At 68.3% G+C, this 24,577-nt stretch carries 29 protein-coding genes and 2 tRNA genes; 11 read left to right on the top strand and 20 right to left on the bottom strand.

Annotation, left to right across the window (positions count from 1 at the left end):
* Positions 1 to 751: 751 nt before the first annotated feature.
* Complete coding sequence (locus tag ACWCSD_RS05380; protein ID WP_449913215.1) at positions 752 to 1,726, top strand: DUF4360 domain-containing protein; 975 nt, start codon at positions 752 to 754, stop codon at positions 1,724 to 1,726.
* Positions 1,727 to 1,889: 163 nt separating this feature from the next.
* Entirely contained in the window at positions 1,890 to 2,162 is a 273-nt protein-coding gene (locus ACWCSD_RS05375; RefSeq protein ID WP_397154868.1) for a tyrosine-type recombinase/integrase, read from the top strand.
* A 72-nt stretch (positions 2,163 to 2,234) separates the two neighbouring features.
* Here the strand turns inward: ACWCSD_RS05375 and ACWCSD_RS05370 are convergent.
* Both ACWCSD_RS05370 and ACWCSD_RS05365 read right to left on the bottom strand, forming a co-directional pair.
* A tRNA-Ser gene (locus ACWCSD_RS05370) sits at positions 2,235 to 2,323 on the bottom strand.
* 164 nt (positions 2,324 to 2,487) lie between these two features.
* Positions 2,488 to 3,048, bottom strand: coding sequence for a YceI family protein (locus tag ACWCSD_RS05365; RefSeq protein ID WP_352318104.1), 561 nt, complete (start codon positions 3,046 to 3,048; stop codon positions 2,488 to 2,490).
* A 94-nt stretch (positions 3,049 to 3,142) separates the two neighbouring features.
* On the opposite strand from ACWCSD_RS05365, the gene ACWCSD_RS05360 reads away from it, so the two are divergent.
* On the top strand, positions 3,143 to 3,634 hold the full coding sequence (locus ACWCSD_RS05360) for a MarR family winged helix-turn-helix transcriptional regulator (protein ID WP_358290806.1): 492 nt from the start codon (positions 3,143 to 3,145) through the stop codon (positions 3,632 to 3,634).
* A gap of 14 nt (positions 3,635 to 3,648) precedes the next feature.
* Here ACWCSD_RS05360 and ACWCSD_RS05355 read toward each other — a convergent pair whose 3' ends face one another.
* The gene (locus ACWCSD_RS05355) at positions 3,649 to 4,179 is read right to left on the bottom strand and encodes a SigE family RNA polymerase sigma factor (RefSeq protein ID WP_358290809.1); all 531 of its coding nucleotides are present in this window, start codon (positions 4,177 to 4,179) and stop codon (positions 3,649 to 3,651) included.
* Positions 4,180 to 4,394: 215 nt separating this feature from the next.
* Between ACWCSD_RS05355 and ACWCSD_RS05350 the strand changes: the two genes are divergently transcribed.
* Together ACWCSD_RS05350 and ACWCSD_RS05345 are read left to right on the top strand one after the other, a co-directional pair.
* Positions 4,395 to 5,342: a hypothetical protein gene (locus tag ACWCSD_RS05350; RefSeq protein ID WP_397154871.1), complete on the top strand. Its 948-nt coding sequence runs from the start codon at positions 4,395 to 4,397 to the stop codon at positions 5,340 to 5,342.
* Positions 5,339 to 6,154, top strand: a complete 816-nt coding sequence (locus ACWCSD_RS05345) for a MauE/DoxX family redox-associated membrane protein (protein WP_397154873.1) — start codon at positions 5,339 to 5,341, stop codon at positions 6,152 to 6,154. The genes ACWCSD_RS05350 and ACWCSD_RS05345 overlap by 4 nt, the downstream gene beginning before the upstream one ends.
* 103 nt (positions 6,155 to 6,257) lie before the next feature.
* On the opposite strand, the gene ACWCSD_RS05340 is transcribed toward ACWCSD_RS05345, so the two are convergent.
* Entirely contained in the window at positions 6,258 to 7,439 is a 1,182-nt protein-coding gene (locus ACWCSD_RS05340) for an ATP-binding protein (RefSeq protein WP_352318114.1), read from the bottom strand.
* A gap of 220 nt (positions 7,440 to 7,659) precedes the next feature.
* Here ACWCSD_RS05340 and ACWCSD_RS05335 point away from each other — a divergent pair, with 220 nt between their 5' ends.
* Genes ACWCSD_RS05335 through ACWCSD_RS05325 form a run of 3 tightly spaced genes read left to right on the top strand, consistent with a single transcriptional unit; the run spans position 7,660 to position 9,775 of the window.
* Positions 7,660 to 8,145 (top strand): SigE family RNA polymerase sigma factor, encoded by a 486-nt coding sequence (locus ACWCSD_RS05335; RefSeq protein ID WP_449913214.1) that lies wholly within the window; start codon positions 7,660 to 7,662, stop codon positions 8,143 to 8,145.
* The gene (locus ACWCSD_RS05330; RefSeq protein ID WP_449913212.1) at positions 8,142 to 9,305 is read left to right on the top strand and encodes a TolB family protein; all 1,164 of its coding nucleotides are present in this window, start codon (positions 8,142 to 8,144) and stop codon (positions 9,303 to 9,305) included. Before ACWCSD_RS05335 ends, ACWCSD_RS05330 begins: the two co-directional genes overlap by 4 nt.
* 11 nt (positions 9,306 to 9,316) lie before the next feature.
* Positions 9,317 to 9,775: a MaoC family dehydratase gene (locus ACWCSD_RS05325; protein WP_364327787.1), complete on the top strand. Its 459-nt coding sequence runs from the start codon at positions 9,317 to 9,319 to the stop codon at positions 9,773 to 9,775.
* On the opposite strand, the gene ACWCSD_RS05320 is transcribed toward ACWCSD_RS05325, so the two are convergent.
* The 7 genes from ACWCSD_RS05320 to ACWCSD_RS05290 all read right to left on the bottom strand — a co-directional run bounded on the left by ACWCSD_RS05320 (position 9,776) and on the right by ACWCSD_RS05290 (position 15,782).
* Positions 9,776 to 9,985: a hypothetical protein gene (locus ACWCSD_RS05320; protein ID WP_352365768.1), complete on the bottom strand. Its 210-nt coding sequence runs from the start codon at positions 9,983 to 9,985 to the stop codon at positions 9,776 to 9,778.
* Positions 9,986 to 10,017: 32 nt separating this feature from the next.
* Entirely contained in the window at positions 10,018 to 11,556 is a 1,539-nt protein-coding gene (locus tag ACWCSD_RS05315) for a radical SAM protein (RefSeq protein ID WP_449913209.1), read from the bottom strand.
* Positions 11,553 to 12,284 (bottom strand): prolipoprotein diacylglyceryl transferase, encoded by a 732-nt coding sequence (locus tag ACWCSD_RS05310; protein ID WP_358290828.1) that lies wholly within the window; start codon positions 12,282 to 12,284, stop codon positions 11,553 to 11,555. Before ACWCSD_RS05310 ends, ACWCSD_RS05315 begins: the two co-directional genes overlap by 4 nt.
* 3 nt (positions 12,285 to 12,287) lie before the next feature.
* Positions 12,288 to 12,575 (bottom strand): hypothetical protein, encoded by a 288-nt coding sequence (locus ACWCSD_RS05305; RefSeq protein ID WP_358290831.1) that lies wholly within the window; start codon positions 12,573 to 12,575, stop codon positions 12,288 to 12,290.
* 394 nt (positions 12,576 to 12,969) lie between these two features.
* Positions 12,970 to 13,200 (bottom strand): hypothetical protein, encoded by a 231-nt coding sequence (locus tag ACWCSD_RS05300; RefSeq protein WP_358290834.1) that lies wholly within the window; start codon positions 13,198 to 13,200, stop codon positions 12,970 to 12,972.
* A gap of 492 nt (positions 13,201 to 13,692) precedes the next feature.
* Positions 13,693 to 14,319, bottom strand: a complete 627-nt coding sequence (locus ACWCSD_RS05295) for a response regulator (protein ID WP_397154882.1) — start codon at positions 14,317 to 14,319, stop codon at positions 13,693 to 13,695.
* Positions 14,316 to 15,782, bottom strand: a complete 1,467-nt coding sequence (locus ACWCSD_RS05290; RefSeq protein WP_449913206.1) for a sensor histidine kinase — start codon at positions 15,780 to 15,782, stop codon at positions 14,316 to 14,318. The genes ACWCSD_RS05295 and ACWCSD_RS05290 overlap by 4 nt, the downstream gene beginning before the upstream one ends.
* Positions 15,783 to 16,243: 461 nt before the next feature.
* On the opposite strand from ACWCSD_RS05290, the gene ACWCSD_RS05285 reads away from it, so the two are divergent.
* The 3 genes from ACWCSD_RS05285 (at position 16,244) to ACWCSD_RS05275 (ending at position 17,767) form a co-directional block, all read left to right on the top strand.
* Entirely contained in the window at positions 16,244 to 16,789 is a 546-nt protein-coding gene (locus ACWCSD_RS05285) for a hypothetical protein (protein ID WP_449913205.1), read from the top strand.
* Positions 16,790 to 16,846: 57 nt separating this feature from the next.
* Positions 16,847 to 16,919, top strand: a tRNA-Arg gene (locus ACWCSD_RS05280).
* A gap of 389 nt (positions 16,920 to 17,308) precedes the next feature.
* Positions 17,309 to 17,767: a DUF4265 domain-containing protein gene (locus ACWCSD_RS05275; RefSeq protein WP_449913204.1), complete on the top strand. Its 459-nt coding sequence runs from the start codon at positions 17,309 to 17,311 to the stop codon at positions 17,765 to 17,767.
* A gap of 42 nt (positions 17,768 to 17,809) precedes the next feature.
* On the opposite strand, the gene ACWCSD_RS05270 is transcribed toward ACWCSD_RS05275, so the two are convergent.
* From ACWCSD_RS05270 to ACWCSD_RS05230, 9 genes are all read right to left on the bottom strand, one after another.
* Positions 17,810 to 18,280, bottom strand: a complete 471-nt coding sequence (locus tag ACWCSD_RS05270; protein WP_449913202.1) for a hypothetical protein — start codon at positions 18,278 to 18,280, stop codon at positions 17,810 to 17,812.
* A gap of 515 nt (positions 18,281 to 18,795) precedes the next feature.
* Positions 18,796 to 20,094, bottom strand: a complete 1,299-nt coding sequence (locus ACWCSD_RS05265) for a site-specific integrase (protein ID WP_449913201.1) — start codon at positions 20,092 to 20,094, stop codon at positions 18,796 to 18,798.
* The gene (locus tag ACWCSD_RS05260; RefSeq protein WP_449913199.1) at positions 20,094 to 20,276 is read right to left on the bottom strand and encodes a helix-turn-helix domain-containing protein; all 183 of its coding nucleotides are present in this window, start codon (positions 20,274 to 20,276) and stop codon (positions 20,094 to 20,096) included. Before ACWCSD_RS05260 ends, ACWCSD_RS05265 begins: the two co-directional genes overlap by 1 nt.
* On the bottom strand, positions 20,266 to 21,600 hold the full coding sequence (locus ACWCSD_RS05255; RefSeq protein WP_449913198.1) for a replication initiator: 1,335 nt from the start codon (positions 21,598 to 21,600) through the stop codon (positions 20,266 to 20,268). Before ACWCSD_RS05255 ends, ACWCSD_RS05260 begins: the two co-directional genes overlap by 11 nt.
* Positions 21,601 to 21,841: 241 nt before the next feature.
* Entirely contained in the window at positions 21,842 to 22,003 is a 162-nt protein-coding gene (locus ACWCSD_RS05250) for a hypothetical protein (RefSeq protein WP_449913197.1), read from the bottom strand.
* Positions 22,004 to 22,005: 2 nt separating this feature from the next.
* Positions 22,006 to 22,344 (bottom strand): hypothetical protein, encoded by a 339-nt coding sequence (locus ACWCSD_RS05245; protein WP_449913196.1) that lies wholly within the window; start codon positions 22,342 to 22,344, stop codon positions 22,006 to 22,008.
* 10 nt (positions 22,345 to 22,354) lie between these two features.
* Positions 22,355 to 23,020 carry a DUF2637 domain-containing protein gene (locus tag ACWCSD_RS05240; protein ID WP_449913194.1) on the bottom strand — a complete coding sequence of 222 codons (666 nt, stop codon included), beginning with the start codon at positions 23,018 to 23,020 and terminating at the stop codon, positions 22,355 to 22,357.
* 22 nt (positions 23,021 to 23,042) lie between these two features.
* Complete coding sequence (locus ACWCSD_RS05235; RefSeq protein WP_449913192.1) at positions 23,043 to 24,377, bottom strand: FtsK/SpoIIIE domain-containing protein; 1,335 nt, start codon at positions 24,375 to 24,377, stop codon at positions 23,043 to 23,045.
* On the bottom strand, positions 24,370 to 24,577 hold a 208-nt coding region (locus tag ACWCSD_RS05230; protein ID WP_449913190.1), incomplete at its 5' end, for a hypothetical protein. The genes ACWCSD_RS05230 and ACWCSD_RS05235, both read right to left, overlap by 8 nt.

The raw sequence follows: 24,577 nt of genomic DNA, 5'->3' as shown, positions 1-24,577 counted from the left end.
GGATTACAACTAGAACTGCAACTGGACCAGCCCCACCGCCGCCTGATCACCAAGCGTGGAGTGGCGGACATCAATGTAGCCATCGCTCATCGCCGACCTACCGAGTCGACACGCGTGCTCGCTGCTCGACTCAAGGAGACGGCTTCTCAAACATTCTCCGGGTGCGACGACGACTTTCGGCAAGCCAAAGCGGCTCCCAACGAGCACGAGCTTGTGCGTCAACGGGAGACGAAGCCGAGCAGTGGGATACCGTCTCCCCTCCGAGCCATGAAATCTCGGCAGCGAGATCGCTACAGGTTGTTCGCACTGCTCGCAGGGGGTCATTGACGACCGCTCGGGGTCGCCCGAATATGGCGCGGTTGCTGCTGTGGTTGTTGCCCCCGGTCCGCCGTCGCACGATGGGCCAGATTCTCTAAATCATGGCATATCTGCGCGAATCGGAATTTTCTGGAGCTACACGTCAGAATAATATCCATTTTAATGGCGATATTCGGACATCAAGGACGCACCCTCTTTCGCTCATTGCTGATTGTTTGCCCGCCCATAAAAGCTGCGCACGTCTTTCATGCTTGACCCTGGGGTATCTCCCTTGTCGCGCTATCGCAGCGGTGTGAGCGGATACACAAAAAACAGCTCCGGCATCCGCGCCACCGCGGCGCCATTCACGAGCTCGATCCGACGCGGGTCAACGAGCCCCAGGAAAATACCTAACGTTCTCGCCGGGAATGCTCACCACGGAAAGGAATGACCCATGCCATTCATCATGCGCGACACCCTCACCAAGCTGGCCGCACATACACTCGCCGCCACCGTCCTCACCGCAGCGGTCATGACGCCCGCGGTTGCGGCATCCTCTGCCCCCAACCCGGCCGAGGCATACATCTCGAGCGTCAGTGCGAACGGAAACGGGTGCCCGCCTGGGACATGGGAGGCGGCGATCAGCCCTGACGGGAAGTCGTTCACGGTTACATTCAGCTCATACGAGACGCTCATCGAACCTGGTAGTGATGCTTCCAACAAGGAATGCACGCTCTCGCTGAACGTGCATACGCCGTCGGGGTCCTCGCTTTCCACCGCCAAGTTCTCCTACCAGGGCTACGCGCTCATGGACCAAGCGGGGATGAGCGCGACGCAGAGCGCAAGCTACAACTTCAGCGGTGCTCCCGTCCCGGCTCAGTCGGTTCGCTCGCAGATTTCGGGGCCGCACGACGACTCGTACCTCTTCTCCGACCGGATCTTGCTTCACGACGACGTGGCGTCGGCGCAGGGCGCAACCCGCGCGCTGAACGTGGCAACGGGCCTGGTCCTCACCAACAACCCCGCAGGGACCGGCAGCGGCTACTTCAACACCAGCAGTGTCGACGGGACGCTCCAAAACGGACCGAGCTGCACCATCGACCGGCGCACCGCCACCTCGGGGCAGACCATCGTCGGCACCGCGGGCGCCGATGTCATCTGCGGGTCACCGTTCGCCGACCGCATCGCCGCGTTGGGCGGCGACGACGTCATCCTCTCCTTCGCGGGCAACGACCGGATCTCCGCCGGTTCCGGCAACGACACCGTCTTCGGCGGCAACGGCGACGACGAGATCAGTGGCGACGACGGCAACGACACCCTCGACGGCGAAGCCGGCAACGACCGTATCCTGGGTGGGCCGGGCATCGACACCGCCAACGGCGGGCCGGGCACCGATTCCTGCGTGGCCGAGACGACCACCTCCTGCTGAGTCAGGTCGACGCTCCCGCCACAAGAGATGCCCGATCCACGGACATCAGCCGACCTGCAAGCCGGGCTGCACCGAATCAGGCCATGCCCGCTACAAGCGGGCCCCGCCTCATTGACTGCGCCGGCCATGCGGACAAGTGCCCCAAGCGCACCGTCTCGGCCTGGTGTTCGCGACCAAGCACGGCTCTCCCATCGAGCGCACCGAGGACTGGAAGATCTGGAAGCCCATCCTTCAGCAGGCTGGCGTCCGAGAAGTCCGGATTCACGACGCTCGCCACACCGCCGCGACGCTCCTCATCGAGCACGGTGTGAACATCCGCGTCGTTCAACAGGTCCTCGGCCACACCCGCGTGACGACCACCGAGCGCTACACCCACGTATCCACACCGCTGATGCGCGATGCCGGGGAACGCCTCGCCTCGGCTCTTTGGGGTTAGCCGTTGCAACTACGACGCCCGGAAAGATCGAAAGGCCCTCCCCCCGGATTCGGGGAGAGGGCCTTTCACCTGCGGAGGATCGGGGATTTGAACCCCGGATGGTGTTGCCACCAAACCGCATTAGCAGTGCGGCGCCATAGACCTGACTAGGCGAATCCTCCTGGAAGCCATCGCGGCTCAGCACAGCGTACCGGCCTTCTGCCGAGGCGGCAAAGCGGTTGCGCGTCGTGCCTTCACCAAGAGTTATCAACAGCCTGTGGGTAACCACCTGTGGATGAAGCCCGCCCCATGTCAGGGCGGGCTTCCGGGCTGTGGACAACCCAGCTCAGGCGGGGTTCGCCTCGCCCTCGATCTCGATCTTGACCTTCTTGCCCACGAGCACACCGCCGGCCTCCAGGGTCTGGTTCCAGGTCAGGCCGAACTCCTCGCGGTCGAACTCGGTGTTGATGGAGAAGCCCCAGACCGAGTTGCCCCAGGGGTTGGTGCCGGCGCCGCCGTACTCGACCGTGAGCTCGACCTCCTTGGTGACGTCGCGGATGGTCAGGTCGCCGACGACGGTGAACTCGTCGCCGGAGTGGCCGACCACGCGGGTGCTACGGAAGGTGATCTCGGGGAACTTGTCCACGGCGAGGAAGTCGTCGCTGCGCAGGTGGCCGTCGCGGTCGCCGACGCCGGTGTCGATGCTGGCGGTCTTGATCGTCAGCTCGGCCGTGGACTCCAGCGGGTTCTCCGCGATCGTCACGGTGCCGCTGAAGTCGCCGAAGCGGCCGCGGACCTTGCTCACCATCATGTGCTTGACCACGAACCCGATGCGGGTGTGGGCCACGTCGAGGTTGTACGTGCCGGCGGCGGGGATGGTCAGGGACTCCCAGGTGCGGGTGCTCATCGGGTTCTCCTTGGGAACGTTGCTGTGCGGATGTCTGCGGCAACAAATGTCTACACGAGGAATATTCCGCAAGTCAACTAACGTCGGTTAAGGTATGGACGTGAAGCACATCGATGACCCCAGGCTGACGGCGATGGGCCTGCTCGCCGAGGTTCACGCAGGTCTGACGGCCCGGATGCAGCCCGTCTTCAGCGCGGCCGGGCTGTCGGGCATCGACTTCGAGACCGTCATCCGCCTGGCCCGATCACCGCGGCAGGCGCTGCGGATGACCGACCTGGCCGCCCAGACGGGCCTGTCCACCAGCGGCGTGACCAGGGTCGTCGACCGGCTCGAACGCGAGGGCCTGGTGACCAGGCAGGCGTGCGCCACCGACCGCAGGGCCTCCTACGCCGCGCTCACGGACGAGGGGCGCGACCGGCTGGCGAGCGTCCTCCCCCAGCACCTTCAGGACATCGAGGACACCTTCACCGGCCTCCTGAGCCAGGACGAGCTCGCCGCGTTCCTGCAGACGCTCCGCAAGATCAGAGACGTCGTACGCCCCTGCGCGACCGCCGGCGCCGAGGAGACCACCCCCTCGCTCAACTGATCCTTGGAGCGCTCCTACGAGGACGTCTCCGGAACCCCCGGCCCTCCCGCGTCCGAGGGGATCCCCAAGGCGCTCCTGAGCTTGCCCATCGCCCGTGACACCGTGCTCTTGACCGTGCCGACGCTGATCCCGAGCGTCCTGGCGATCTCCGGCTCGGTCATGTCCTCGTAGTACCGCAGCACGATCGCGGCCCGCATCCGTTCGGGCAGCCCCTCCAGCGCCTGTTCCAGCAGCTCGTGCACCTCCCCGCAGGCCGGCGGGTCCGCCGTGGCCACCTCGGGCAGATCGTCCGAGGGGTACTCCTCCAGCTTGCGCCGCCGCCACTGCGAGATGTTGATGTTGACCATCGCCCGGCGGACGTACCCGTCCAGCGCCCCCCGGTCCTCGATCTTGCCCCACGCCAGGTACGTCTTGGCCAGGGCGCTCTGCAACAGGTCCTCCGCGTCCAGCGGATGCCCGGTGAGCTGACGGGCGGCGCGCAGCAGCGCGGGACCGCGGGCCATGACGTACTCGCGGAACTCCTCTTCCCATCCGGTGGTCTGCATCGTGGCCAGAATCGCAGCCTGATGCCCTTTTGCGACTGAGCCACAATTCAGGTTTCGGCCCGACGAAGACAAAGGTCAGTCAAGGTCGGTGGCAGATTGTTCGAAGGCGGGTGTCAGCTACCTTCCCCGGGGATGCGTATTTTGCTCCCATCTGTTCGCCGCGGCACGAGCCGCTCCGGAGTCATGTGAACCTAGTACCTGACGAGGGAGGGCGGATGGGCTATCCGAACGTCGAGCGCCGCAGACTGCTCGCGGCCGCCGCGCTGGGCCGCGCCCCGGGCATCGCCGGCCCCGACCCGGCCGACGGCGCGCCTTTATGCGCCGTCACCGGCGAGATCCTTGACGTGAGCCCGCATCTCATCGCCATCGAGACCCCAGAAGGCACCGAGGAGCGGCTGGTGATCGCCCCCTGGGCCACGGCCTGGCACGGCGCGGAGATCGCGCCCGCGGACCTCCCGGTGGGCTCCATGGTGCTCATGCGCACGTTGCGCGAAGGCCGCGTGGTCGAGCGGATCTGGGCCGACATCACCCGCCTCACCGGCACGATCGTCTCGATCGAGGGGCGCGGGGAGCTGACGGTCGAGCTCGACTGCGGCCCCCACCGCGGCCCCCGCACGATCGTCATCCCCTACCCGGCCACCGGACGGCTGCAGGTGCGGCATCCGAAGTTCGAGCCGGGTTACCTGTTCGACGCGATCGGGATCAGGCGCGACGGCTCCGCCCTGGCGCTGTTGCCGGCGACCTCGCAGCCCGCCCACCGGTCGGGCAGCGTCCCGGCTCCGCCGCCGGCCTACGCCGGGGCGCAGGCGCGCATCTCCGGCACCGCCACCTGGTCCGACACGTTCGACGAGGAGGAGCGCGGCGCGGCGTACCCGATGCTGGAACGCGTGGACACCGGCTGCCCCGACGCCGGGCTCTCCTGCGCCGGCCTGCCCTACCTCGCCATCGGCTCGCTGCTGCAGATCAGCAACACCTGCGCCGGCCGCACGGCCAACCTGCCGGTGGTCGCCTGCGGATGCCTGGCCGGGCGGTTCTGCGACCGCTGCGTCGAGTGCGAGACCTCGCCGCGCGGCCGGGTCGCCGAGCTGTCGCCGGCCTCGTTCGTCGAGCTGGGCGGCGAGTTGATCAAAGGCTGCTTCAACGCTCAGATCGGATTGGGGTGACGGACGTGCTGGAGACGGGCGTGCTGGAATCGCAGCTGCCGATCCTGATCGTGCTGCTGGTCATGGGCACCGGCGCGAAGGTGGTCACGGTCCGCGGGGGCGGGGAGCCGGGCGCCCTGTCCAGGCTGGGCCCGGCCGTGCTCATGCCCGGCCGGATGCAGGCGCCCTCGCTGCTGGTCTGCGCGGCGGGCGAGCTGGTGCTCGCCGTCGGGCTGCTGGCCACCACCGCGCCGATCTTCAGGTGGGGGACGGTCTGCTTCTTCGCTCTGTCCACGTACGTGCTGATCGAGCTGCGCAGGCGACGTCCGGACGCGGGCTGCGGCTGCTTCGGCGAGGTCAGCTCGGCGCCGGTCGGCATGCGCTCGATCGGCCGGACGGTCGTGCTGACCGGGATGTCGGCGTTGTCGGTGGCCGCGCCGGCGTCGGGCTGGGCGGCGATGACCCATCCGACCTGGTTCACGGCCGCGGGGGTGGCGGTGATCGCGCTGCTCTCCCCCGAGATCGAGGAGCTGATCGATCGGGTACGGTACCGCGCCCCCTGCGAGCAGCGCCCCGGCCCCGCCGAGCAGGTGATGCTCTCCAGGCTCAGGTCCAGCGGCCCGTGGCGGGCGTACCGGGAGGCGCTGACCTCGCCCGAGCCGTACGACAGCTGGCGCGAGCTGTGCTGGCGCTTCTTCGTCTTCACCGGCCACGACCACGACGACGTGGTCTTCGCGGTCTACCTGAGCGGACGGCGTCCGGCGGTGCGCGTGGCGGTCGTGAGCAGCGACGACAGCGACTCTCTGCCGGAATATACGTCAGTATCGGCATGACGCTAGAGAGCCCTAGATTTCTCTATCCGGGCATGGCGATACAGCTCTATTGGGCTGTCTAGCTTCCCCACTAGACAGCCCAATAGAGGTCTAGGGGCGGCGCTCAAATGGGTTGAGCCCGCAGGAACCTTCCGAAGTGCGGCACCGTGAACGCGATCAGACCGCGTTCGGCGCTGTAGATGAGCCCTTTCTTGATCAGACTGTCGCGGGCGGGCGAGAGGCTGGACGGCTTCCGCCCAAGGGCGTCGGCCACGTCGGCGGTGGCGACCGGCTCGTCGCCGATCTGGGCCATGGCGTGCATGTAGTCGCGCTCGGCGGGGGTGGCCCGCTCGTAGCGGCTGCCGAAGAAGCCCACGGCGAGCTCCTCCTCGGCCTCGGGCGCGGACACCTTGACGTCGTCGAGGGTGATCGGGCTGCGCAGCGCGAGGTCCCAGGCGACCTTGCCGTACGCCTGGACGAAGTAGGGATAGCCGTCGGCGGCCTCGTAGAGCGCGTCGAGGGCCTCTTGGGTGAACTCGACCTTCTCCTCCCGCGCGGGCAGGATCAGCGCCAGGTCGGCGGCCTCACGGTCGAGCTTGTCGATGCGCGCGTAGCGGAAGAGCCGTTCGGAATAGCTCTTGCTGGCCGACAGCACGCTCGGCAGGTGCGGCAGCCCGGCGCCCACCACGATCAGCGGCCCGCCCGACTGGGACAGCTCGTGGCAGGCGGCGCAGAGCGCGGAGACGTCGGCGGACTGCACGTCCTGCATCTCGTCGATGAACAGCGCGATGCCCACGCCGAGGTCGGTCGCCACGCCGGCGGCGTCGACGAACAGCTCGGTGAGGTCGATCTCCAGGTCGCCCGAGTCGGCGCGCCCGCGGCTGGCGGGCACCTCGATGCCGGGCGACCAGTGGGAGGTGCCCTTGGCCGCGGACGGGTCGCGCATCGCGAACGCCTTCAGCACGCCGAGGAACTCCTCGATGCGCTCGGGCGCGCGGTGGCGCGGCGCCAGCTCGCGGATGGCCATGTGCAGGGCGGCCGCCACAGGACGCCGGATCGACTGGTCGGGCCGGGCCTCGATCTTGCCCGTGCCCCACAGCCGCTGCATGGCCATGGACTTGAACGTGTTGAGCAGGACGGTCTTGCCGACGCCGCGCAGGCCGGTGACGACCATGCTGCGCTCGGGGCGGCCTCGGGCGACCCGCTCCAGCACCACTTCGAACTGCTGCAGCTCACGGTCACGCCCGGCCAGCTCCGGCGGACGCTGCCCGGCGCCGGGGGCGTAGGGATTGCGCACAGGGTCCACGCTCTCGGACTTTATTGCCGGATATAGCGGCCGTCTTAGATTTGGGAAGAAAGTGCTACGGCGTGTCCGAGCGGGAGCTGTGGCGAGCATCGTCATCGGACACACCCCCTCTCACCAGGCCGAACCCTTGTTCGATTTCGATACCCAGAACTGTAGCGCGGACTCGAACATGCATGCGATGGTTTCGAGTAAAAGATCTTTGCAACAGTCCGGGACGCCCGTGCGTCTGGGTGTTGTGGAGTTCGAGGAGTTCGTGCAAGCGCGTGGCGCCGCCCTGCTCCGGTACGGATACGTGCTCACCGGGAATCCGGACGACGCCGCCGACCTCGTCCAGGAGGCGCTGCTCAAGCTCGGCGACACCTGGCGCAAGGTGCGCAACAAGGACAACCCGGAGTCCTACGTCCGCACGATCAAGGCCCGTCAGCACGTGAGCTGGTGGCGCCGGCGGCGCAGGGAGCAGCTCACGGGCGAGGTGCCCGAGGGGGCGTACACCGACAGCCACTCCTCCGGCGAGCTGTGGCGGGAGCTGGCGACGCTGCCGCGCAGGCAGCGGGTGGTCCTGGTGCTGCGGTACTACGAGGACCTGTCGGACCAGGAGATCGCCGACATCCTCGGCATCTCCCGCGGAACCGTCCGCAGCCAGGCGTTCCGGGCGCTCCAGACGTTGCGCATCAGGCCAGGGCTGTTCGAGAAGGGACGAACATGAGGAGCGAGGACGACCTGGCCGAGGCCCTGCGGGCGGCGGCGGACCGTGCGCCGGAACCGTCCAGGCTGCTCGGCGGGGTGGCGGCGCGCAGACGGCGACGGCGCAGGCGGCGTACACAGGGGCTGGCCGCCGCGACGGCGGTGGCGGCGGTGATCGCGGCCGTCACGCTCACCACCGGGAACGGACGGGAGGAGGCGACGCGGCCCGCCGCCGCCCCGCAGGTCGTGCCCCTGGAACGGGCGTGGCCGCAGGCGGTCACCACGATGCCCGCGCAAGGGCCGGACGGATGGCGGCGCTTCCCGCTCACCGCGTTCGACGCCACGCGGGTCCTGGTCGCCACCGGCCCCAGGGAGGACACGTTCCGCCTGTTCGAGGTGTACGACACGGTCACCCGGACGTTCCGCGAGCTCGCCGGCCTGACGGTCCCTCCCGGCATGAGGACGTACCTGCCACAGCCGCCGGCGTTCGACGGGACGAACCTCGCCTGGTACGTGAAAGCCCTCCGCGACGACGGCACCCCCGTACGCGAGATCTGGACGGCCCCGCTCGCGGGCGGCGCGCCCCGGCGGGTCGCCGCGATGACGGGCGAGCACCTCCGGATCGAGCGCATCGCCGTCAACGGTGACCGGATCATCTGGTCGGAGGGCGGCGGAGGCGTGTGGTGGATGCCGCTCGCAGGCGGCGAAGCGCCGCGGCTGATCCCCGGCAGCGAGGGCCTGCACCTCATCAGGTGGCCGTGGGCCACGGACGCGGACGACTCGCAGAAGGTCCAGACCAAGGTCGTGGACCTGTCCGGCGCCCCCTACACCGTGCGCGTCGTCGCCCCCCGGGACGTCGTGACGCTGCGGTGCGGGCCGTTCTGGTGCTGGGGAGCCCAGGGCGGGCGCTCGTACCTGCAGCGGGCCGACGGGACCGGCGCGATCGAGCCCCAGGGGCTCGGCCTCGCCCCCCGGCTCGCCGACTACCCGGCTCTCGACCGCTTCGCGGTGTCCGACGGCGAGGTGTACGACCTCGCGACCGACGCGCTGGTGACGTTCGAGCGGCCCGGGATCTGGTGGGGCGACGATCGGTCCGCCGAGCCCAGCACGATCGTCTACTGGATGGTCTCGGGGAAGGAGTACCGGTTGCTCAACTTGGCAGCCGTCCCGCCCGCGCAATAGCGTTCGTGGCCATGCGGACCTTCGCGAACGTACAGGAACTCAAGGCGGCCGTGGGCGAGACGTTCAGCCCGACCGAGTGGCGCACCGTCACCCAGGAGCAGGTCGGCCTCTTCGCCGACGCCACCGACGACCACCAGTGGATCCACGTGGACGTGGAGCGCGCCAAGGAGGGGCCCTTCGGCGGCACGATCGCCCACGGCTTCCTGACCCTGTCGCTGCTGCCGACGTTCATGTTCGAGATGGTGCGCGTCGAGGGCATCGCGATGGGCGTCAACTACGGGCTGAACAAGGTCCGTTTCCCCCGGCCGGTGCCCGTGGGCGCGCGGGTCAGGGCCGTGGGCGAGCTCACCGACGTCAAGGGCACCCCGGCCGGCTATCTGGCCAACCTGAAGATGACGATCGAGATCGAGGGCGAGCGCCGGCCCGCCTGCATCGCCGAGTCGCTCATCCTGTACGTTCCCGCGACCTGATCACCGCAGCGACAGGACGATTCCCACCACCGCGGCGAGCCCGATCAGCCCGAGATAGGCCAGCACGAGCCGGGTGTCCCTGAGCAGGCATTTGCTCCGGGTCAGCCCGGCCCGCCGCGCCTTCCAGTACCCGGCGAACCCCAGCGCCGCGAAGCCGAGCACCGCCCACGGCCCGAGCAGCCAGGCCAGCAGCGCCACGGTGGCGTACACACACAACCGGAGCGGATCGTACGGCTGGCTCTTCAGAGGATCACCAGCCCCGGCTTGGCGGCCACCGCGGACAGCCGCTGCCGCGACAACTGCGGCCAGGCCTGCACGGCGCAGAACGGCGCGCACTGGTCCTGCTCGGCACGCGTGCCGACGTGCACGCAGCACTGCGTGAGCCGCTCCTCGATCATGGTCGAGATGTCCATGAACGGCTTGATCGTGATCCGCACCACCCGCTCCCCCAGCATCCTGCGCAGCTTCTTCCGCCGGCCGGGCAGCGCCGAGGAGGCGAGGGTGAGCAGCGTGGCGACGCCGAGGTCGCAGTTCTCGCAGATGTCCCGCCACAGGTCGCCGATCTGCGGGTGGGACAGCGACGACTGCTCCGACAGCAGCCCCAGCAGCGATTCCTGGACGGCCATCCGCAGCTCGCGCGGCAGCTCGGAGTCGGCGATGCGGTTGGAGACCAGGCCCAGGTTCTCCTTGAGGCGGTCGTGGCCGATCAGGGCGACCAGCGAGCGCCACTGCTGGGCGTCGTCGCGGATCAGGTAGCCGACCGAGCAGCAGTGGGGGTGCGAGCAGGGCAGCGCGGTCAGGTCGCGCCAGGTCACCAGGCCGCCGGTCTGCGGGCCGAGCCGCTTGAGCACGCCGGTGTGGGTGAGCCGGTCGGACGGGTCGATGACGCCCGACCTTCCCGAGCCGAACTGGGGTTGCAGCGACACGCCGCCGACGAACGGCGTGTCGAGCGCGAGGCGCACGACGTCGCCGATCTCGCCGTCGTTGACGCCCAGGGCCGCGGTCATGACCAGGGTCGTGAAGATCTCCCGCTCCGACAGCCGCCGTACGGCCTCCGCCTTGATCCGGCGCAGGTCGCCGCCGCGGTGGTGCTTGGACGCCTCGGCCGACGAGCCGTCGTACTGGAGGTAGACCTCCACCCGGTCGCGGTGCTCGGTGAGCAGGTCGAGCAGGGCGTCGTCCCTGGCGATGAGCACGCCGTTGGTGTTGATCAGGATGCGGGTGACCGGCCGGCTCGCCAGCTCGGCGAGGAGGGTCTTCAGCTCGGGGTGGAGCGTGGGCTCGCCGCCGCTCAGCATCAGGACGTCGAGCTTGCCGTTCTCCCTGGCCAGACGCTGGTCCACGTTCGCCAGCACGTCGGCCACCGGGACGACGCCGGTCAGGTCGGGCGAGCTGTCGGCGAAGCAGGTGGGGCAGCGCAGGTTGCACGCCTCGGCGATGTCCTCCAGGAGGATGCAGGTGTGCTGGGTCTGCATCTCGGGCAGGCCGTCGAGGTACGCGCCGGGGATCGGGGCGAAGTTTCCGGACACGTCGGGGATGTGCTGCTTGGTGGGAGCGGTCCACTCCTCCAGGTAGGAGAGGATCTCCGGGTCCTCGTCGTACAGCGTGCGGATCAGGCCGTGTTCGCGGCAGCCGCGTTCCAGCCACACCTTGCCGTCGCGTTCGGCCAGCCAGCCGCTCAGCCGTTCGACCTGGTCGACGTCCCGGCCGTGGCATTTCGGGCAGAACGCGTTGACGTACCGGAGGATGCGGTCTCCCCGTAGCCCCATCCCTGCGCTCATGTCGTGACCTTCCGTTTGAAAAGGGCATCGTAGTGGCCTCGACGCCACCCGTACGCGAGCCTGAGCGCGAGCAGCGTCAGGCCGGGGACCAGGAACCATTGCGGCCCGGTCAGGTCGAGCCACAACGTCTCGTTCGCCCGGGTGAACTCGACCAGGAACCGGAAGGCCGCGTATCCGGCGAGATAGAGCGTGAACAGCTCGCCGGGCTCGGTCAGCCGCTTGCGCGCCCACCGCAGCGCGACGAACGCGGCCAGCTGGAAGACGATCTCGTACACGAACGACGGGTGCATGGCCTGGCCCGTCAGACATCCCGGGCATTCCGGGGTGGACGGCGGCGCGTGCACCCCCCAGGGCAGGTCCGTGGGTCTGCCGGGCGCCTCGGTCAGGTGACAGCCGATGCGGCCGATCGCCATGCCGAGCGCCACCGCCGGGGCGAACAGGTCACCGGTGCGCTCCTTGTAGCCGATGACCTTCTTGGCGACCAGCACGCCGACGTACGCGCCGGTCAGGCCGCCGAGGATGCTGCGGGAGCCGTACAGCCACAGGTCGGCGAGGTCGAGCGTCTCCAGCCAGCCCGCCAGACGCATGCCGATCGCGCCCCCGACCAGGGCTCCGGTGACGGCGACCAGTGACTGCTCGTTGAGCGCGCCCCTGGCCCTGGCCTCGCGGACGAAGACCACCGATGCCACCAGGACGCCCAGGCCGACGAATATCTCGTGGTAAGGCATGGTTCAGCCGTACAGGCTGGGGTTGAGGCCGGTGCAGACTCCGGCCGTCAGCATCGACCACAGTGCCCAACCGATCGCGAGCCCCAGCCCCAGACCTCGGGACCACGACTTGCGGACCAGGCCGAACCCCAGACCGCCGCCGAGACCGACGAGGGCCAGCAGCACCGCGGCGGCGATCACGACCCCCTTGTTCGTGCCGTTGATGGCGGAGAAGAAGGCGAAGAAGCCCACGATGCCGTTGACGACGGTGTAGGTGAACACGCCGACGACCAGCATCGCGCCGAGAAGCATCGCGGAGTTGCGACTGCTGGGTGGTGGTGACGGCGGCAGAGGCGTCGACCGCGACGGTCGCGGTGGTGACGGCGGGGGCGCTGGGAAGTTCCCTGCCCAGGATTGTGACTGTGACGGTGACGGTGACAACGGTGCTGGCCGTGACGACGGCGGGGGCATCGATCCCCCCTGTGACGACGGCGGTGGCAACGGCCCCGGCTGAGATGGTGGCGGGGCCGTCGGCCTCGCCTGTGGCGGTGGCGGCGGCAGCGGTCCCGGCTGTGACGACGGCGGGGGCGACGATGGTGGTGGCCAGTTCTGGTGCGGCCCCGGCGGGCCCTGTGGCGGTGGTGTCGTCATCCCGCTACCTCTGGCCGGCAGGGGATGCTACGTGCCGAACGATCAATGCCTTCACCTATGCGTACAGGCCGGGGTTCAGCCCCGTGCAATATCCGGCCGAGACGATCGACGCCAACGACCATCCGATCATCAACCCGAGCCCCAGGCCGAACGACCACGGCTTGCGCAGGACGACCAGCACGATGCCCAAGCCGAGCCCCAGGAGCAAGAGGAACCCCGCCGCGACGCCGATCCCCGCCGAGGACTGCGTGCTCAACGCGAGCAGCCCGACCACCAGGTTGATCACCAGGTAGGCGAAACTCCCGGCCAGCGCCAACGCAACGGTCAGCCCAGGCTGCCGCCGCGGCTGCGACGGCCCGCCCGGCGGCCCAGGTGGCGGCCCGAACGGAGGCTGCCCGGGAGGAGGAGGCCCAGGTGGACGCTGCCCGGACGAAGGCTGCCCAGAAGCCCTGGACGGAGACTGCTCGAACGGGGGCTGCCCGAACGGCGGCTGTCCAGACGCCTCGAACGGACGCTGCCCAGAGGGCGGCTGCCCAGGCGCGCCGGGTGAACGCTGCCCAGACGGACGCTGCCCGGAGGGCGGCTGCCCAGGTGGAGGCTGGCCACCCGGCGGGCCCGGCGGACGCTGCCCGAGCGGAGGCCCCTCGGGGGATGGCTCCCCAGGTGGAGGCTGGCTGCCGGGCGGCCCGGGCGGACGCTGCCCGGACGGAGGCCCCTCGGGGGGCGGCTCCCCGGCTGGAGGGGGCGGCGGCGTGGTCACGGCGTTCACCCTACGGGGCTAAAGCGACTCTGAGTAGTAAATCGCCGCCTGCACGCGGCTCTTCAGGCCCAGTTTGTTCAGCAGCCGGCTGACATGCGTCTTCGTGGTGGCCTCGGCCATGTCGAGTTCCTTGGCGATCTCGGCGTTGGACAGGCCGCGCCCGATGCAGGCCAGCACCTCACGCTCGCGCGGGGTCAGGGCCTCCGGCTCGGGAGGCTCACGGCGGGGCGGCTGGTCCGCGAAGGCGGCGATCAACCGTCTGGTGACGCCCGGCGCAATCATCCCCTCGCCGCCCGCCACCAGTCTCACCGCTTCCACCAGGGCATCGGCCTCGGTGTTCTTGAGCAGGAAACCGGCCGCCCCCGCCCGGAGAGCGCCGAAGACGTATTCGTCGACGTCGAACGTCGTGAGGATCAGGACGTCACTCACCCCCGCCAGCTCCCTGGTGGCGGAGATGCCGTCGAGACGAGGCATGCGGATGTCCATGAGGACGACGTCAGGGCGCAGATCATGAGCCAACCGAACCGCCTGCTCACCATCGGCGGCCTCACCCACGACCTCGACGTCGTCGGCGCCGTCCAGAATCATCACAATCCCAGCCCGTACGGCCGCATGATCGTCAGCCACCAACACCCTGATGCTCATGCCACGTCCGTTCCGCCATCACCATTCCTGGGACACTCGCCGCTCCTGGGACGTTCACCATCCCTGAGGTGTTCACCGTCGTCGCCAACGCTCTCGTCCGGCGCCAACGCTGCCCCTCCGACCGCCCGCCACCGCACCGCCCGCCCATCCACAGCCCCAGCCTCCGGCACCGGCACACCCGCACCCCGCCCCCTCGAAGCCCGCTCCCCAGAAGCACGCACCTCTGCAGGACGGCCACCCGGGCCACGACCATCCAAAGCACCATCACCCAAGGCACGCCCACCCACAGGACGCCCCCTTGACGCGCTACCGTCCGGCGGGCGGGCGTCGAGCCGCTGTGTGTCCGGGGTGAGCGACGTCGGAAAGGCCGCCGCGATACGCCACCCATCCCCCGACCGCCCCGCCTCGAAGAACCCTCCGACCAGCGAAGCCCGTTCGCGCATGCCGATCAGCCCCGCCCCCGAACCCGGCAGCCGAGCCCCCCGCCGCCCGACTCGGTTCTCGACCGTCAGGAGAACCTCCCGAGGTTCGTAGGTCAGCGAGACGACAACCGGCGCCTCACCATGCTTGAGCGCATTCGTCAGCCCTTCCTGAAGAATGCGATAACCGGCCAGATCCACCGAAGCCGGCACCTCACGCACTTCCCCGTCCACCCGCAGCTCGACGTCCATCCCAGCCCGCCGCGTACGCTCGACCAGGCTCTCCGCGTCGGCCAGCCGCGGCCGGGTGGCCTCAAGCTCCGGCCCGTCCCCCTCACGCCCGCCGTTGGCCTCCCGCAGCAGCCCGATCATGTCCCGCATCTCGGCCATGCCCTTGACGCTGTTCTCCCGTACGGACTCCATGACCTTCCGGACCGTCTCTCGATCCAGGTCCTTACGGGACAGAGCAGCCGTCGACTGGATGGCGATGGCACTGAAATGGTTCGCGATCATGTCATGCAGCTCACGGGCCATCCGCGTACGCTCAGCCGCGATCGCGGCCTGCCGGTCAAGCTCGGCGAGATGCGCGACCTGCTCGGCCCGCGCGCGCTCCGTGGCCGCCCGGTCTCGCTGCTCCCTCAGCACCCAGGCCGTGGTGACCGGCGTGACCAGCACCAGCCCCGCCTGGATCCCCATGACGGCCAGCAACCGCCAGTCCGCCGCGATGAACGCCGCCACGGCCCCGGCCACCACGGCCAGCACCGTCGTGATCCCGAGCAACCACCGAGCGAGCCGCGCCGGCCCATAGAGCGCCGCGGCGTAAAGATTGTCGGTGAACACCAGCACGGTCGCCAGCGACGGCCCCACCAGCCCGTCGATCGTGACTGCCACCACTCCCAGAGCCAGCGACCACAACGGCGCCCGCTGCCGCAGCAACACGGCCGAACAGGTGATCGCCAACGGCACCAGCAACACCCACACCGGCACGCCACGGCGCAGGTATCCACCAGCCAGAATCAGCAACGCCCCCAGAACGAAGGCCACCCCGGCCGCCACCCCAGGCGGCACCCTGCCCTTCTCCTGACCGCCGCCCCCGGACGCCCCTCGCGCCTCGAACCGCCTCAACCACCGTGAACCCGTCCGCACCCCGGCCCCCCACGGCAGCGGCACCGACCGCCACCACTGTGAAACCGACCGTGTCGAGGCCGGCGGCCGGTCAGCGACCCTACGCACCCGGACCACCCGGCCTACTCCGGCCCCGCCCACACTCTGAACAACCGAAGGCGGCCCCCAGCGGCGCCTCGGACAGTGTCGCCCGACCCGCCACCGCCCGCGCCCCGGCGCCACAGCCTTTCACCGCCGCTCGTGTCATGTCCTCATCTCACCACTCCCGGACGCCGCCGCCGTCCTCCGAGGGTCAGCCTGTGGATACACCTTTCGATGTATCCACAGGCTCGTTTTCGCCGACGATGTGCCGGGCCGCGAATCACAGCAAGCTGGTACACGTGATTGTCGCCATCCTCATCGGCTGCGAAATCGGCTTCTGGCTCCTCCTGGGCCTCGGCCTGGCCTGCCGCTACCTCTGGAAGCGCCGACGGCTGAGCACGGCCCTCCTGCTCTGCGTCCCGCTCCTCGACGTGGTCCTCCTGGCCGCGGCGGTCATCGACATGCGCGGCGGCGCCACGGCGGACCTGCGCCACGGCTTGGCCGCGGCCTACCTGGCCTACTCGATCGTCTTCGGCCACCGGACGATGCGCTGGGCCGACGCCCGCTTCCACCACCGCTTCGCCGACGGCCCCCCACCCTGGAAGCCTCCAGCAGGCGGACCCGCCCGGACACGCTACGAGTGGGCGTTCTGGCTGAAACTGCTCCTGGCGTACGGAATCTCGTGCCTCATCCTCTTCGGCCTCATCTGGCTCGTGAACGACCCCTCCCGCACAAAAGCCCTGGTGGACTTCATGCTCAACCTCCTCAAGGTCCCCCTGATCGCCCTGATATGGCCGGTGAGCCACACCCTCTGGCCCAAGAAGGAGGAGCCGGCTCGCCAGTGATCGCGGTATTCGGTTCGATGCACTGCACAGAACCCGCTATGCTTGCTTACGCAGCGAGCGGCCGTAGCTCAATGGATAGAGCATCTGACTACGGATCAGAAGGTTGGGGTTTCGAGTACCTCCGGCCGCACAGCAGGTCAAAGGCCCTCCGGGATTATCCCGGAGGGCCTTTTTCGTGGGCGTACAGCAGCGTTGTACAGCAACGCGGGCTCGCGCAGCCGGTCTTCTTTAGACACCGCGCGAAGACGACGAATCCCGTAGCACCCTCGCGGCGCTTGACGATCTCCAACGCCAGTCGGAGCTTCTGCCTGACCCAGGCCACCAGCGCGCCAGTGCACCCGCTATCGGCCAGATCAGCGTGATCTTCTCGTGCCAACCATGTAGGTGCTCCAACTCGGACCCAGCATCCGCCTCCGGGCATACCCGCGATCAGCTTGTTCAAGGACACTCGGCAGGCTGCGCGATCATGTGGGCATGGTTCTCCCTGCCCCCTCCGAACGTCTCCCCACAGAGCCAGGCTTGATCAAGCTGTGGTTTCAGTTCGTGCCCCGGGAAGGTTGGCTTCCCTACGACACCGAAGGACTTTGGGCCATGCCCTTAACCGAGGACACCGCCCGTGTGGCAAACGTCCCATTTCTGCAGGACGGGGTCGCCGAAGGCGACGTGGTGCGCTTCATCACCAATGATGACGGTCTCCACTGGGCCTGTGAGCGGGTGGAAGCGTCGGGCAATTGCACGATCCGGGTTTTGCCGTCACCCAATGGACCGCTGGGGCGAAGCGCGCAGGCCGTGTACGAGCAGTTGGCACCGTTCGGCCTGGGCGGGGAATCCTTCAGCTCGGAGCTTCCCCTGGTCGCTTTCACTGTGCCGGCGGGCGCAGGGCTCGGGCAGATAAAGACGCTGCTGACGCGTGGCCAAAGGGATGGCTGGTGGCACTTCGAGGAGGCCTGCATCACCGACGCCTGGCGAAGCGCTTAACGATGGGTTCGTTTCACGGGCCGCGGAAGGTGCCAGCCTTGCTCAGGCACCGCCGAGGCCCTCCCGAAGACGGTGAACCCAGTCTGTGGGGAAGACCTGCTCAAGCCTCTCTTTGCTGATCTCCAGCATCCCCTCCTGCGCCAGGGGAAGAAGAGCGCCGTCCTGGACGGCCTTGTGATCCTCAGGTGCCGGGCAGATCAGAACGGCGAGGATCCGGCACGTCCGTTGGAGCTCCTCGATCCCGGTCGTATGGATCATGCTCTTGATGGGCTCCCACGCCGTCCGCACAGCGAGACCCACCAGAGCATTGAGGAGGGCTCCGCGTCCCTCGTTCTGCCGGGACTGCATAATGACCGTCGTCACGTACTCCGGGATTTGGTTCAGAGATTTCGAGAACTTCTCAATGGCCTCGGCCATGGCAATGAGGAGGTCGCACCAGAAGTGATTGGTGAGCTGCCTTCTCGCTTCTCTCGGCTTGCCCTCACCGAAGCTCTTATCGAGCTCCTGAACCACAGGGCCAGCAAGGGTGTCTCCGATTTCTTGGATAAGGTCGATGGCGTCGGGGTTTTTGGATAGCCAGTCAACGAGGTCGACCGTGGCACTATCGGTGGCGGCTGCCTTTCGCTCCTTGGAGGGCTTTCGTCGCCCTATGGGAGGCCGACTTGCGGCCCAGGCCGCGTCGCTAGTGTCTCTCGCCGCTTCACGAGCCGCGGTCGAGGGGTCGCGAGCCAGCGAGAGAGCGTGCGTCCAGCCGTGCTGTGCCCCGCCGCACGCAGAACAGCCGCAGTGATGTCCCTTGGCCCGCTCGCAATTCACAGGGTGCGTCATTCGCCCTCCGCTACGTCTGGCAGGAGATGACCTGGCGCCTCACTGGAAGCCCCCATCCCTTTGAACCACATGCAACGAGAAACGAAATGACCAACGCAGCTAGTGCTGCATATCCCTTGGGCTATGAGACAACCCCATGAACACACTTAGGCCCTTTGGGGATACCCCAAGAGGACCTAAGTTTGGTACCGAGAGATTAGTTATGACTCGCTTGAGCGGTCGAGGCTCTGATTGAGCCTGTCCAACGCCTTACGGGTATCGGGACTGGGAATCTGGGTGTAGACGTCCATGGTCATCGAGATCTGCGAGTGGCGCAGGATGCGCATCGCCACACGCGGGTGAACGTCCAGGGCGGCCAGAAGTGAGGCGCACGTGTGCCGGGTGTCATGCACGCGGATGCGCGGGACGCCCGCTCGGCGGCAGTGGTTCTCGAAGGCCCGATTGAAGTTGCGCGGCTCGATCGGCGTACCGGTACGGGTCGTGAACGTCAGGTCCGAGGTCTTCCATGCGTCCCCGGCCATCTTGCGCGCCTCCTCCTGGACGCGCCGACGGTGCCTGAGTGCGGAGACGCACAGGCCGAAGAGCGGCAGCGAAGCGGTCGAGTCCTCTGTCTTGGTGGTGTGCCTGTGAAGGAGTTGGCCGCCGACCCTGGTGAGCTGGCGGGAGATCCAGAGCTGTTCGCCGACGAGATCCACGCTGTCCCATGTGAGACCGAGAACCTCACCCCTGCGAAGGCCCAGGACGAGAATGAGCACGTACGCCGCGTAGAGAGGGTCTTCAGCCTCTCGTAGGTGTTCCAGGAATCTGCGGGCCTCATCGACGGTCCAGACCGTGTTCTGGCGCTTCTTCTTGGTCTTGCTGGCGCTCGGAAGCGTGGTCAGCGAGGCGACGTTTCTCGTGACCAGTTCTTCCCGCAGGGCGTGACCGAGCGCTGAGCGCAGGACCCTTCGGATGCCCGCGATGCTGCTGCGGGAGAGGTAGCCCTTGCAGCACTTGCCGACCGAGCAGCACCGTCGCTTGTGCTCTGGTCGCTTGTGATCCTTCCGCTGGTCACAGCAGGTACAGAGCGTGGGCAAGGTGTTGAGCCAGGCTTGCACGTCCCGGACGGTGAGCTTGTCGAGGCGCTTCTTGCCCAGGCCGGGGACGATGTACAGCCGGACGAGCGGTTCGTACGCCACGTAGGTCGTGGGCTCACGGCTAGGTTCGATGACTTCTGCGAGCCAGCGCTTGAGGAAGGCGGCCACCGTTTCGTACTTGGTTGCCACCGGTCCCCTGCGGGCTTGCTCATGGAGCTTGAGCCACTTCTCGTGGGTCTCCTCGCGGGTCTTGCCGTAGGCCCACTTACGGGTCTTCTTGCCTTCCGGTGTGGTGACCCAGACGTAGCCTGCCCAGCCGTTCTTGTACGGGAAGATCGAGCCTTCGTTGTTGGCGCGGGTACGGCGGCTCGTACGCGGACGCTTGGGCTCCTCCGGGGAGGCGACCGTGGTCTTGGATGGCATTAGGCGGCCTCCTCACAGAGTCGGGTGATGTAGTCGTCCAGCGCGGTTGCGGGGATGCGGCGGCAGCGGACGCCGACGAGGATCGAGCCCAGTTCGCCGGAGCGGATGAGGTTGTAGAGGGTCCACCGGCTGACCTGCAAGGCGGCCATGGCTTGCGGAACGGTGAGCAGTTCAGGCGTCATGTGGCCCTCCGAGGTTCGGCGCGCGGTGGCCGGTGATGGCAGCGGCGAGGAGTTGGTCGCCAGCGGAAAGCCCTTGTCCGGCGTACTGCCAGTGGGTGATGACCAGGACGGTGTCCTCATCGAAGAGCGGGAGGCGTCCGGTGGTGATGTCTTCTGCGCGCATGTGTTCTTCGCGGGCGGCGCGGAGTTCGCCAAGGGTGGTGGAGTAGTGGCGGCTCTTGGTGGAGAAGTGGCCGCGGAAGCCGAGCATGTGGGCCCATTGGGTGAGCCGCAGGTCGGCCAGGTCGGCGTTCTCGCCGAGGCGCATGCAGGCGGCGATCAGCCGGCGGGCGTGGTCTCGAATGGGCAGGGCGTCGAGGTTGTCGAGGGGTTGGATACGCCGGTCCAGAGTGCCGACGCACTCGGCGGCCTTGGTGGCGTACTTGGCGATGTAGGCGGCGACGGCCTGTTCGGTGAGGTCGCCGTTCATGGTGATGCGGCGGACGTCGAGCTGTGTGCCCCATCGGAACGTTCGGCCCAGCGGCTTGACCTCGGCGGTCACGGCGGCTGACGCGTGCTGGACGGCGTCGGCCAGGGCGTCGGCGGTGGCCCAGGCCGGTGGCGGCGAGTGGGGGCCGTCGGGTCCGTCGAGGCGGATGACGGCGTGGAAGTGGACGACGCCGCGGCGCTGGTATTCGGCTACCTTGGCGAAGGCGATGGTGACTTGGTCGCGTAGGGCTTTGACGGTCAGGCCGTTGAGGCAGGCGAAGCGGCGGCGTAGGGCGAGGGTGAAGCGGCGCCACAGTTCGGGGCTGATGGCGTTGAACAGCACTGAGCCGTCGTAGTCGTAGCAGTCGGGGCACAGCGGTTCGCCGAGACGCGGGTCGGCGGCGTGGTGCCGGGCGGTGCAAGACATGAGCTGTCCGTGCGGGCAGGTCTGGGCGTTGCGGCGAGCATGGCAGGGCTGGACCTTGCCGTTCTTCTCCCGCCGGACGTGGACTGCCCCGAAGGAGGGGGCGGTGAGGGTGACGAACAGGCACGGGTGCGAGCTGACCGTCTCGGGCACGCCCTTGCCGCCGATGAGGCCGGCGCGGACGAGTTGGTAGGTGTCGGCGCGGTAGACCTCGGCGCAGGCTGGGCAGCGGGAGGCGCGTCGGGTCTTGCACGGGACGCGCAGGACGCCGCCCGGTTCGCGGTTGGTGCTGTAGCGGTGGAGCAGCTGGCCGGTGGCCTGGTCGTAGTGTTCGACCTTGCCACGCAGGTGGATGGGCTGGCGGCAGCCGCCGGTGCGCTTGATCTGGCAGGCCCAGCGGTCGTAGTCGGGCTGGTGGAGCCGGTCGATCATCCCGGCTACCGCGTGAGAGCGGGCAAGGTGGGGCAAGATGGGTTCCGTCCTATCCAGTGACGCTGGTGTGGATGGCCCCCGGCCTGGCACGGATCTTGGCGGATGTGTGGCCAGGCGGGGGGCGCTGCGCGTTATGCGCCGTGGTTGTCGATGCCGCTGCCGTGGCAGTCGGCGCAGGTCTGGTCGTCGGTGATGCCAGTGCCGCTGCAGGTGCAGCAGCAGTAGCGCGGGATTGGGATGGTCACCGGTTGTCCCGAGGGATGATGCGGACGTAGACGCGGTACTTGCGCGGGTGGGCGCGGTCGGGGTAGGCCCGCGACATCGCTGTGACGGTGAAGACCTCGCGCAGATGGATCAGTCCGAGGGTGATCTCTGCGCGGTTTCCTTCAAGGCGGATTCGCATGGTCAGTGCTCCTGGGTGGCGTCGGGCTGGATGCAGTCGCGGTAGCTGTTCACCGCTTCATGGCGGGCCTGGGCGGCAGCAAGGATGGCCACGGCCCGGTACTCGACCGGGCCGAAGTGCACGGAGGTCGCGTAGTGGCCGTACGGGGAGTCGTCGAATTCGATGGGAGAGCCGATCCGGGCGGCAATCTGGTCGACCTCGGCGCGCATGTCCTCGTCGGCTTCATGGTCAGGGAAGTGATGGAGGGTGACGCCAGCCGGGGCCGGTACGTCGGGATGGGTCTCCAGGAAGATGGCCAGGTTGAGCAGGCCGTTGATCAGTTCTCGGCGGTGGTCGTGCATGACGTTCCTCTCAAGGGATCTCTGGTGTGGTCCGCAGGGTGCGGAGCAGGGCTGAGGCGAGTTGGTCGGATACGCCCAGGCGGGCGCGCAGTAGGTCGTGGGTGATGGGCTTGCCGTGCTTGGTCTGGTGTTCGTCGGCGATGCGGCGGGCGTAGTCGACCAGCGCAGGGGCGGGAGCAGGACCGTCGTCGTCAGCGGGGACGAGCGCCGGACGGTCCTCGTACGGGACGGCTTGAGACGTCTCTGTGCAGGACGAGGACGGCTGTAGGACGTCCTGGGACGGTTCGGTTCGGGCAGTGGTGGCGCGGCGTTCGAGCATGGAGACCGCGACGAGGAAGGCGCCGGCCGGAGTGGCGGCGGTGATCCAGCCCCAGACCGTCGGGGTGGCTTGTTGCAGGTTCGCGGCCAGGGACAGAACAACTCCGCCGGACAGGACGAGGACGGGCCAGGAGACGGGACCGCGCCGAGCCTTGCCTGTCTTCTTGTCACGCTGGCGTTCGCGTGCGGCCATGACGCAGGTCAGGTCGATGCAGACCGCGATGGCCCAGGCCATCCAGCCGTGCTGGCCGTTCTCGGTGGCGGTGTCGCGGATGTGGGTGAAGGATCCTGCTCCGGCGATGAGGGCCAGGACGACGACGGGGCCGGTGTCGAGCAGCCAGGCGGCGAAGCGTCGCATCTTGTTCCTCCTCTCCGGCGAGTCAGGCGGTCTGGGAGTCGGGTGTCTGGTGAGGTTGTGCGGCCATGACCTCCGCCCACGTCGGTGCTCTGTCGGCGTAGGTGTGGGCGGCGTGTTCGGCGGCTTGCTCGCTGACGTAGAAGGACCGGGCCCGGTACCACTGGCCGTCCTGACCGGCGACGATGGCGACACCCGGCGTCTCCGCGGCGATGGCGCGAGCCGAGTCGAGCGCGGCCGGGTCGAGGTCGCCGAGGGTCATGGTGGCGGTCTCGGGATCGTTGACCCGGTGGCAGATCCGTCCGGAGCACTGAGCCCGAAGGGCGGTGACACCGGGACCGAGGTCAGAGCCGATGCGCTGACCACAGCAGAACAGATAGATGCCGAACGCCCTACCGAGCTGCGCCACCCGAAGCAGCGCGGTCGAGGTCTTGGCGATCTCGTCCTTCTCCGACTTGTCGGCCATCAGGTAGAGCTCGGCCAACTCGTCGACCAGGACCACGACCGGGACCGGGCGCATGCCCGGCGGGAGCTGCCAGATGTTGCGGGCCGAGGCCATCCGGCACAAGCCCATCCGGTCGGTCATGAGCTCCACCAGGTCATCGAGCAGTCCCCCGCACTCGGCACGGCTCGTGGCCAGTGCGGACAACCGCGGCGCGTACGGCGTGAACTCGACTCCGCCCTTGAGGTCGAACCCGACCAGGGCGACGGGTTGCGGGGCCAGGCCGACGATGAGCGCGTTGGCCAGGTTGGACTTGCCGGACTGGGTGGCGCCGGCGTTCAGCCAGTGCGGGACCGTCCGGAAGTCGACGGTCCAGGGCTTACCGGTCTCCAGCCGACCGACGGTGACCTTGAGCAGTTCCGTCGAGGGCGGCAGGTCATCAACCTGGACCAGCGGATCGCGCAGAGTGACGGCGATCCGTACCCGGCCAGGCTTGTCAGAGGAGACGCGCACGGCGTGCACGCCCCATGAGTGCGCCAGCCGTTCGGCGGCGTCGGAGTAGTCCGCCGGAATCTGACCTTCAAGGGTGTGCAGCGTGACCCGCCAGCCATAACGGGTCGGCCGCGGCAGCCACATGAACGGCTTGGTGTCCACGGCGACGCGCTGGAACTTGCGCCGGACGCGGACGACGCCGGTCGAGGCCACCATGCCAGGAACGGTGGTGAACCAGAACCGCTGCCGCTTCTTGGTCAGCCCGCAGCCGAGGGCGACCTTGCGCCAGGACGCCCGAATGCTGATCGCGGTCAGCGGATAGCCGACGACGAGCCAGAACGACGGGTGGTGCCAGCGGCGCCAGGCCCAGAGCCCGGCCGCGACAGCGGCCAGGACTCCGAGCAGGGTGTAGAGCTGATCAGACACTGGCGGCCTCCTGCTGGGGGAGCAGGGCGGCGGCCCGGTAGGCGATCCCCCAACGGCCGGCGATCTCCCAGACGTAACCGAGAAGGCCGACCGCGTTGACGGCGTCACCGGCCTTGATAGGCGGTTCACCGCTGATACCGATCTTCACGAGCTCGATCCGGCCGAACTCGTCCTCTACCGACACGGTCACCTCGTAGACG

This window comes from Nonomuraea sp. NPDC001684 (genome assembly GCF_053596515.1).
The sequence above is the reverse complement of the archived record's forward strand: the minus strand, read 5'-3'. Positions and strand labels throughout refer to the sequence as shown.

Bases quoted from the DNA above. Each gene is read 5' to 3' on its own strand.
- ACWCSD_RS05240 (WP_449913194.1), bottom strand. From the start codon at position 23,020: ATGCGACGCTTCGCCGCCTGGCTGCTCGACACCGGCCCCGTCGTCGTC.
- ACWCSD_RS05315 (WP_449913209.1), bottom strand. From the start codon at position 11,556: ATGAGCGCAGGGATGGGGCTACGGGGAGACCGCATCCTCCGGTACGTC.
- ACWCSD_RS05355 (WP_358290809.1), bottom strand. From the start codon at position 4,179: ATGCAGACCACCGGATGGGAAGAGGAGTTCCGCGAGTACGTCATGGCC.
- ACWCSD_RS05380 (WP_449913215.1), top strand. From the start codon at position 752: ATGCCATTCATCATGCGCGACACCCTCACCAAGCTGGCCGCACATACA.
- ACWCSD_RS05310 (WP_358290828.1), bottom strand. From the start codon at position 12,284: ATGCCTTACCACGAGATATTCGTCGGCCTGGGCGTCCTGGTGGCATCG.
- ACWCSD_RS05260 (WP_449913199.1), bottom strand. From the start codon at position 20,276: ATGACGCCTGAACTGCTCACCGTTCCGCAAGCCATGGCCGCCTTGCAG.
- ACWCSD_RS05295 (WP_397154882.1), bottom strand. From the start codon at position 14,319: ATGAGCATCAGGGTGTTGGTGGCTGACGATCATGCGGCCGTACGGGCT.
- ACWCSD_RS05350 (WP_397154871.1), top strand. From the start codon at position 4,395: ATGGGCTATCCGAACGTCGAGCGCCGCAGACTGCTCGCGGCCGCCGCG.
- ACWCSD_RS05305 (WP_358290831.1), bottom strand. From the start codon at position 12,575: ATGCTTCTCGGCGCGATGCTGGTCGTCGGCGTGTTCACCTACACCGTC.
- ACWCSD_RS05365 (WP_352318104.1), bottom strand. From the start codon at position 3,048: ATGAGCACCCGCACCTGGGAGTCCCTGACCATCCCCGCCGCCGGCACG.
- ACWCSD_RS05330 (WP_449913212.1), top strand. From the start codon at position 8,142: ATGAGGAGCGAGGACGACCTGGCCGAGGCCCTGCGGGCGGCGGCGGAC.
- ACWCSD_RS05250 (WP_449913197.1), bottom strand. From the start codon at position 22,003: ATGCGAATCCGCCTTGAAGGAAACCGCGCAGAGATCACCCTCGGACTG.
- ACWCSD_RS05265 (WP_449913201.1), bottom strand. From the start codon at position 20,094: ATGCCATCCAAGACCACGGTCGCCTCCCCGGAGGAGCCCAAGCGTCCG.
- ACWCSD_RS05255 (WP_449913198.1), bottom strand. From the start codon at position 21,600: ATGATCGACCGGCTCCACCAGCCCGACTACGACCGCTGGGCCTGCCAG.
- ACWCSD_RS05245 (WP_449913196.1), bottom strand. From the start codon at position 22,344: ATGCACGACCACCGCCGAGAACTGATCAACGGCCTGCTCAACCTGGCC.
- ACWCSD_RS05325 (WP_364327787.1), top strand. From the start codon at position 9,317: ATGCGGACCTTCGCGAACGTACAGGAACTCAAGGCGGCCGTGGGCGAG.
- ACWCSD_RS05360 (WP_358290806.1), top strand. From the start codon at position 3,143: ATGGACGTGAAGCACATCGATGACCCCAGGCTGACGGCGATGGGCCTG.